Genomic DNA, 5,780 nt, shown 5'->3' on the forward strand with positions numbered 1-5,780 from the left:
CCCAGCCCGACCGCGAAGGTGTCGTCGACCTCCTGCTCCCACGACGGCGCGGCGTCCCCCTCGCGCGGAGGCGGCGCCGCCTCCGACGCCAGCCGTACGGACATGGGGAACCGCTCGGCGAAATCGGGGGCGACTTCCTTCAGCAGGGCCGAGCGGCCGGCCCACCACTCCGCGTCGGACACGCCGGTCGCGGCCGCCGCGCGCCGGGACTCGGCGGCCGTCTGCGCGGCCCCGCGGACGAAGTGGAACAGCGAGCTCACGATGGCCCGCAGCGGCCGGGACGGCAGCCCGGCCCCGTACAGGACGCCCGCCAGCGACTCCAGTACGGCCTGTTCGTGCGGGCCGAGCACCGGGCGCGCGTAGGAGACCTGGAGCACCCACGGGTGACGCAGGTAGAACGCCCTGAGCTCCGTGGCCCATGACGTCACGGCGGCCCGCCACGCGCCGTCCGGGGTGCGGCCGTCGGCCAGTTCGGCGTGCACCCGGTCGTACATCAGGTCGAGGAGTTCCGCCTTGCCCGGTACGTACGTATAGAGGGCCATGGAGGTCCGTCCGAGCCGCTGGGCCACCGCGCGCATCGACAGCCCCTCCATGGAGTCCGCGTCGGCCACGGCGATCGCCGCCGCCACGATGGCGTCGACGCTCAGGGCGGGCTTGGGGCCGGGGGCGGTCCGCGGGGCCCGGCCGTCCGGGTCGGCCCACAGCAGAGCCATGGACACGGCCGCGTCCCCTTGGCCGGCGATGACGCTCACAAGCAACTCCTTATGGCATAAGGTATCGTCCCCTCGCTATTACTTTACAGCCTAAGCAATCCAGGGCGGGCACCCGCCCCACGGGCACGGACCAGGAGAGACGATGACCGAAGCGACGACAGTCGAGGCCACGCTGCACGACGGCGAGACCATCGCGGTGGAGATCCACGGCACCGGGTCCACCGTGCTGCTCCCGGTCGATCCGCGGCCCGTCGAGGGCGCGCAGGCCGAGGAGATGCGCCGCTGGGGTGTGGACCCCGCGCTGGGCCGGAACCTGATCGACGGGCTCGGCGACCGTTTTCGCGTCGTGGCCTTCGGTTACGAGGGCCACGTCATGGCGGTCCCGAAGCCGGACACCCTGACGCCCGCCAACGTCGCCGCCGATCTGCTGGCGGTCGCGGACGCCGCGGGAGCTGACCGGTTCGCCTACTACGGCTACTCCTGGCTGGCCCTCGGCGGCCTCCAGCTCGCGATCCGCACCGACCGCCTCTCGGCGCTGGTCATGGGCGGCTTCCCGCCCATCGGCGGTCCGTACGCGGAAATGCTCCGCGTCACCACGGCCGCCCACGAGATGTCGGTACGGGGCCCGGCCGCGAGCACCCCGCGGCACAGCGATCAGCAGACGGCGGCCGACGACTACGACTGGTCGACCGTCGAGGTGGCGGCGACGGAGGCGCAGACCCGCCAGTTCGTCACGCTCTACCAGGCGCTTCAGGGCTTCGACGACCGGGCGGCGCAGGCCGGGACCGGCTGCCCGCGCCTGTGCTTCGCGGGTTCGGCGGACGAGATCCCGTACGGCGAGCGCTGGGGCGGGGTGACCGTGAGCATCGGGAGCGAGGTCGTGAAGCGGCGCGCCGAGCTGGAGGCCGCCGGGTGGGACGTACGCGTCCTGGACGGGCTCGACCACACGCAGGCCATGCAGCCCGCGAACGCCCTGCCCGTCCTGCGCCCCTGGCTCACCGCCGCGCTCGGCCTCTGATCCTCGCGCTGCGCCCGATGCTTCCCCCGCACGAAGGCGGCCGTCGTACAACCGTACGAACCCTGGCGCCTGAACGCCCCTGCCGCCAGGGCCGTATAGAGCGGTGAACCGTCGACGGAAGAGGAAGCCCACCATGACGCACCAGCCTCAGGAGTCCGCCGTCCCGCGTCGCCGAGCCGTCATCGCCGCGGCCGGGGGCGCGGGACTCGTCGCCGCGCTCGCCGCGTGCGGCGGCTCGGGCGGCGAAGCTGGCAACACTGCCCCCGCCACCAAGACGCCGGACGGTTCCGGCACCACTCCGAGCGAGCAGGGGGCCGGTACGCCCGGCGGCGAGGCGCTGGCCAAGACGTCGGAGATCCCGCAGGGCGGCGGAAAGATCTTCAAGGACCGGAAGGTGGTGGTGACGCAGCCGGCGAAGGGCAGTTTCAAGGCGTTCTCGGCGATCTGCACGCACGAGGGGTGCCTGGTCGGCGACGTGTCGAACGGGACGATCAACTGCCCCTGCCACGGCTCGAAGTACAGCATCGAGGACGGCAGTGTGCGGCACGGCCCCACGACCAGGCCGCTGCCCGCGACGCGGATCTCCGTGCAAGGCGACTCGGTCCGGCTGGGGTGAGACCGCGGCCCCGGATCACGATTCCCCTCACCGCCGGACGCGCGCACGCTCGAAGCAGTCGAGTACGGAATCGGCCGTGGTGACCGTGGCGACGAGCGCGAGGGTGTTGCGGATCATCGCCGCGGTGTAGTCGGCGGGCACGCCCGCGATGGCGTCGGCCGGCACGACGGCCGTATAGCCGAGGTTCACGGCGTCGAAGACCGCCGCCGGGATGGCGACGTTGGCGGAGACGCCGGTGACGATCAGCGTGCGGCAGCCGACGTTGCGCAGCAGGGCGTCCACGTCCGTGCCGGCGATCGGGGACAGCCCGTGCAGCCGCCGTACGACGAGGTCCTGCTCGCCCACCGGTATCGGCTCCGCGATCCGTACCGCCGGGGTCCCGGTGAGCTGCTGTACGGGCAGCCGCTCGGCAGCGCGGAAGAGGCGGGCGTTGCGGTTGGCGCCGCGGCCGTCGGGGCGGCGCTCGGCGACGGCGTGCAGCACCTGGACGCCCGCCGCGTGCGCGCCCGAGACGAGGCGGGCCACTTGGACGAGGGTGCCGGACTTCCGTGCGGCGGCGGCGAGTTCGGGCAGCGCGCTCTCCGTTCCGACCACGCCGCGCTGACACTCGACGGTGAGCAGCACGGTGGTCGCCGGGTCGAGCTGCGCGGCGAGCCGGTCGTCGGCGCGTGACCCCGTTGCGCTTGACGTCCCGTCAGCCGGTTCTCCTGACGAAGTCATATCCGATCCCTCCCGGCTCTCCCCCGTGCGTGCGAACCGTGTATACGAGCCCCGGCCGGCGGCCCCGGCCGGAGCGGGCGACGCTAGCGGCCATTGCGTGGAGAGGGAAGAGCCCCCATGCTGCTTTTCTGACGCTCAGTCAGCTAAGCGCGGTCGATCACGCAGGGTCGGCTGCCGGAAGGGGAGGCGGGCATGGCCCCCACGCAGCGGCGAGGCCGCCGGATCATGATGTCGGACGCGGAGCTGGACGCCTTCCTCGCCGAGCAGCGCACCTGCCGGGTGGCGACGGTCGGCCAGGACGGCCGTCCGCACGCCGGTCCCCTGTGGTTCGCCTGGCACGAGGGCTCGCTCTGGCTCTACTCCCTCACCCGCAGCAAGCGCTGGGCCGATCTGCGGCGGGACCCCCGGATCGCGGTGGTGGTCGACGCCGGGGAGGAGTACGGGGAGCTGCGCGGCGTGGAGCTGACCGGCACGGCGGTCTTCGTCGGCGAGGCGCCGCGCACCGGCGAGCCGCACCCCGAACTCGACGCCCCGGAGCGGGTGTTCGCCGCGAAGAACTTCGGCATGGACGCCATGGTGTACGACGGCCGGCACGCCTGGCTGCGCCTGACGCCGGACTCCGTCGTCTCGTGGGACTTCCGCAAGCTGTCCGGCTGACCCGCGCGCCGTCCGCGATTCGACGCCCCTGACGCCCCCGTCCGGCCTGTCGTCAGGCGCCGACCGCCGCCCCCGCCGCGCGCAGCGCCTGAACGGCCGCCCGGATGGACGGCCGGCGGTCCGCGTCCGCCCGCCAGATGGCGTAGATATGCCGGCGCATGGTGTGCCGTACGGGCACCACGCGCACCCCCTCCGGAACCGGGCCCCGCCCGAGCCGCGGCGCGACGGCGACGCCGAGACCGGCGTCGATCAGGGCTAGCTGGGTGTGGTGCTCCTCGGCCATGTGGGAGATGCGCGGCTCGACGCCTTTGCCGCGCAGGGTCAGCATCAGCCAGTCGTGGCAGAACTCGCCCTTGGGCCAGGAGACCCACTCGTCGTGCGCGAAGTCTTCGAGGTCCACCTCGTCGCGGTCGGCGAGCGGGTGGCCGGCTGGCATCGCGACGTCCGCGGGGTCGTCCAGGATCGGCGCCTTGGCCAGCCCCTCGGGCAGCGGCAGCGGCTTGTTGTACCAGTCGAGGACGATCGCTATGTCGATGTCGCCGCGCACCACACGCGGCACCGCCACGTCCGGCTCCATCTCCTCCAGCCTGCTCCGGAGCTTGGGGTGGGCGCGGCGCAGTTCGGCGAGCGCGGCGGGGAACAGGCCGCGGGCGGCCGTCGGGAAGGCGCCGAGCAGCAGATCGCCGACGGCCTCGCCGCGCTGCGCCTCCAAGTCGGCCTGGGCCAGCTCCACTTGGGAGAGGATGCGGGCGGCGTGGTCGGCGAGCAGCCGCCCGGCGTCGGTGAGGCGTACGCCGCGGCCGTTCTTGGCGAGCAGTTGCTGTCCTGTCTCGCGCTCCAGCTTCGCCAGTTGCTGGGAGACGGCGGAGGTGGTCACGTGCAGCCCGTCCGCGGCGCCGCTCACCGAGCCGTGGCGGGCCACGGCGTGCAGCGTCCGCAGGCGATCAAGGTTCAACATGTAAGTGATGCTACGCGATGACGCGCACTTTATTTTGCTTGTGCTAAGTGATCGCGCCCACCATCGTGGAGCCCATGAGCATCACCGACGCCCGCCGGATGGCGTCCGCCTCCCCCGCCCCGGACTCCTCCGCTGCCCCGGACTCCTCCCCCGCCCCGGGCCCTTCGCCCGCCGCCGCGCCGCGCCGCGGCGCCCTCGACTGGCGGATCCGGTTCGCCGTCCTCTGCCTCATCTGGGGCCTCAGCTTCCTGTTCATCAAGGTCGGCACCGACGGGTACGCGCCGCTCGACGTCTCCCTCGGCCGGATGGTCTTCGGCTCCGCGGTGCTCGTGGCCGTGCTGGCCGTCAAGCGGCAGCGGCTGCCGCGCGCCGGGCGCACCTGGGCCCATCTGCTCGTCGCGGCCTTCTTCCTCAACGCCCTGCCGTTCACGCTCTTCGCCTACGCCGAGACGACCATCACCTCCACCCTCGCCGGCATCTGCAACGCCACGTCCCCGCTGTGGGGCATGGTCCTCTCGCTCGTCGCCCTGTCCGAGGACCGGCCGACCCGGCGGCGCTTCGCGGGGCTCGGCCTCGGCTTCGCCGGCGTGCTGACCGTGCTCGGCGCCTGGCAGGGGTTCTCCGGCCAGGACCCGGCGGGCACGGCGATGGCCCTGGTCGCGGCGGTCAGCTACGCCGTCGGCTGGATCTACGTACGGCGCAACCTCGCGGGCACGGGCGAGTCCAACCTCGCGCTGTCCGGCGCCCAGTTGCTGGTCGGCACCGTCCAGCTGGCCGTCGCCACCCCGCTGTTCAGCTCCTTCCCGAGCTCGTTCCCGCTGGTGCCGCTGCTCGCGATCGCGGCGCTCGGCGCGCTGGGCACGGGCGTCGCGTTCCTCATGCAGTACGGGCTGGTCGCCGAGGTGGGCCCCACCACCGCGATGCTCGTCACCTACTTCACCCCGGTGATCGCGACCGCCGCGGGCGTCACCCTGCTCGGCGAGCGGCTCACCTGGAACACCCCGGTCGGCGCGGTGATCGTGCTCGCGGGCGCGGCCCTCACCCAGAGCAAGCGGCGGCCCGCCCGGCCCGAAGCCGCAACGGCCGAAAAGCCGGTGG

General features: G+C 73.2%; 7 protein-coding genes. 4 read left to right on the plus strand and 3 right to left on the minus strand.

Annotated elements, in window-relative coordinates; genetic code table 11:
- Positions 1–752 (minus strand): TetR/AcrR family transcriptional regulator (locus ACFU99_RS30515; RefSeq protein ID WP_384398153.1); only part of this gene is annotated, 752 nt, incomplete at its 3' end.
- Positions 753–855: 103 nt separating this feature from the next.
- Here ACFU99_RS30515 and ACFU99_RS30520 point away from each other — a divergent pair.
- Both ACFU99_RS30520 and ACFU99_RS30525 read left to right on the plus strand, forming a co-directional pair.
- On the plus strand, positions 856–1,731 hold the full coding sequence (locus ACFU99_RS30520) for an alpha/beta hydrolase (RefSeq protein ID WP_384398155.1): 876 nt from the start codon (positions 856–858) through the stop codon (positions 1,729–1,731).
- Positions 1,732–1,864: 133 nt separating this feature from the next.
- Positions 1,865–2,347: a Rieske (2Fe-2S) protein gene (locus ACFU99_RS30525; RefSeq protein WP_384398157.1), complete on the plus strand. Its 483-nt coding sequence runs from the start codon at positions 1,865–1,867 to the stop codon at positions 2,345–2,347.
- Positions 2,348–2,374: 27 nt separating this feature from the next.
- Here ACFU99_RS30525 and ACFU99_RS30530 read toward each other — a convergent pair whose 3' ends face one another.
- A complete protein-coding gene (locus tag ACFU99_RS30530; protein WP_384398159.1) occupies positions 2,375–3,067 on the minus strand; it encodes a cysteine hydrolase in 693 nt (230 codons plus the stop codon).
- 192 nt (positions 3,068–3,259) lie between these two features.
- On the opposite strand from ACFU99_RS30530, the gene ACFU99_RS30535 reads away from it, so the two are divergent.
- Positions 3,260–3,724 carry a pyridoxamine 5'-phosphate oxidase family protein gene (locus ACFU99_RS30535; protein WP_384398161.1) on the plus strand — a complete coding sequence of 155 codons (465 nt, stop codon included), beginning with the start codon at positions 3,260–3,262 and terminating at the stop codon, positions 3,722–3,724.
- A 52-nt stretch (positions 3,725–3,776) separates the two neighbouring features.
- On the opposite strand, the gene ACFU99_RS30540 is transcribed toward ACFU99_RS30535, so the two are convergent.
- Positions 3,777–4,682 (minus strand): LysR family transcriptional regulator, encoded by a 906-nt coding sequence (locus ACFU99_RS30540; protein ID WP_384398163.1) that lies wholly within the window; start codon positions 4,680–4,682, stop codon positions 3,777–3,779.
- Between the two features lie 74 nt (positions 4,683–4,756).
- Between ACFU99_RS30540 and ACFU99_RS30545 the strand changes: the two genes are divergently transcribed.
- Positions 4,757–5,780 (plus strand): DMT family transporter (locus ACFU99_RS30545; RefSeq protein ID WP_384398165.1); only part of this gene is annotated, 1,024 nt, incomplete at its 3' end.

Source organism: Streptomyces sp. NPDC057654, assembly GCF_042800135.1.
Lineage (GTDB): Bacteria > Actinomycetota > Actinomycetes > Streptomycetales > Streptomycetaceae > Streptomyces.

Excerpts from the sequence above, each read along its gene's own strand:
- ACFU99_RS30525 (WP_384398157.1), top strand. The coding sequence starts at position 1,865 with ATGACGCACCAGCCTCAGGAGTCCGCCGTCCCGCGTCGCCGAGCCGTC.
- ACFU99_RS30540 (WP_384398163.1), bottom strand. The coding sequence starts at position 4,682 with ATGTTGAACCTTGATCGCCTGCGGACGCTGCACGCCGTGGCCCGCCAC.
- ACFU99_RS30530 (WP_384398159.1), bottom strand. The coding sequence starts at position 3,067 with ATGACTTCGTCAGGAGAACCGGCTGACGGGACGTCAAGCGCAACGGGG.
- ACFU99_RS30520 (WP_384398155.1), top strand. The coding sequence starts at position 856 with ATGACCGAAGCGACGACAGTCGAGGCCACGCTGCACGACGGCGAGACC.
- ACFU99_RS30535 (WP_384398161.1), top strand. The coding sequence starts at position 3,260 with ATGGCCCCCACGCAGCGGCGAGGCCGCCGGATCATGATGTCGGACGCG.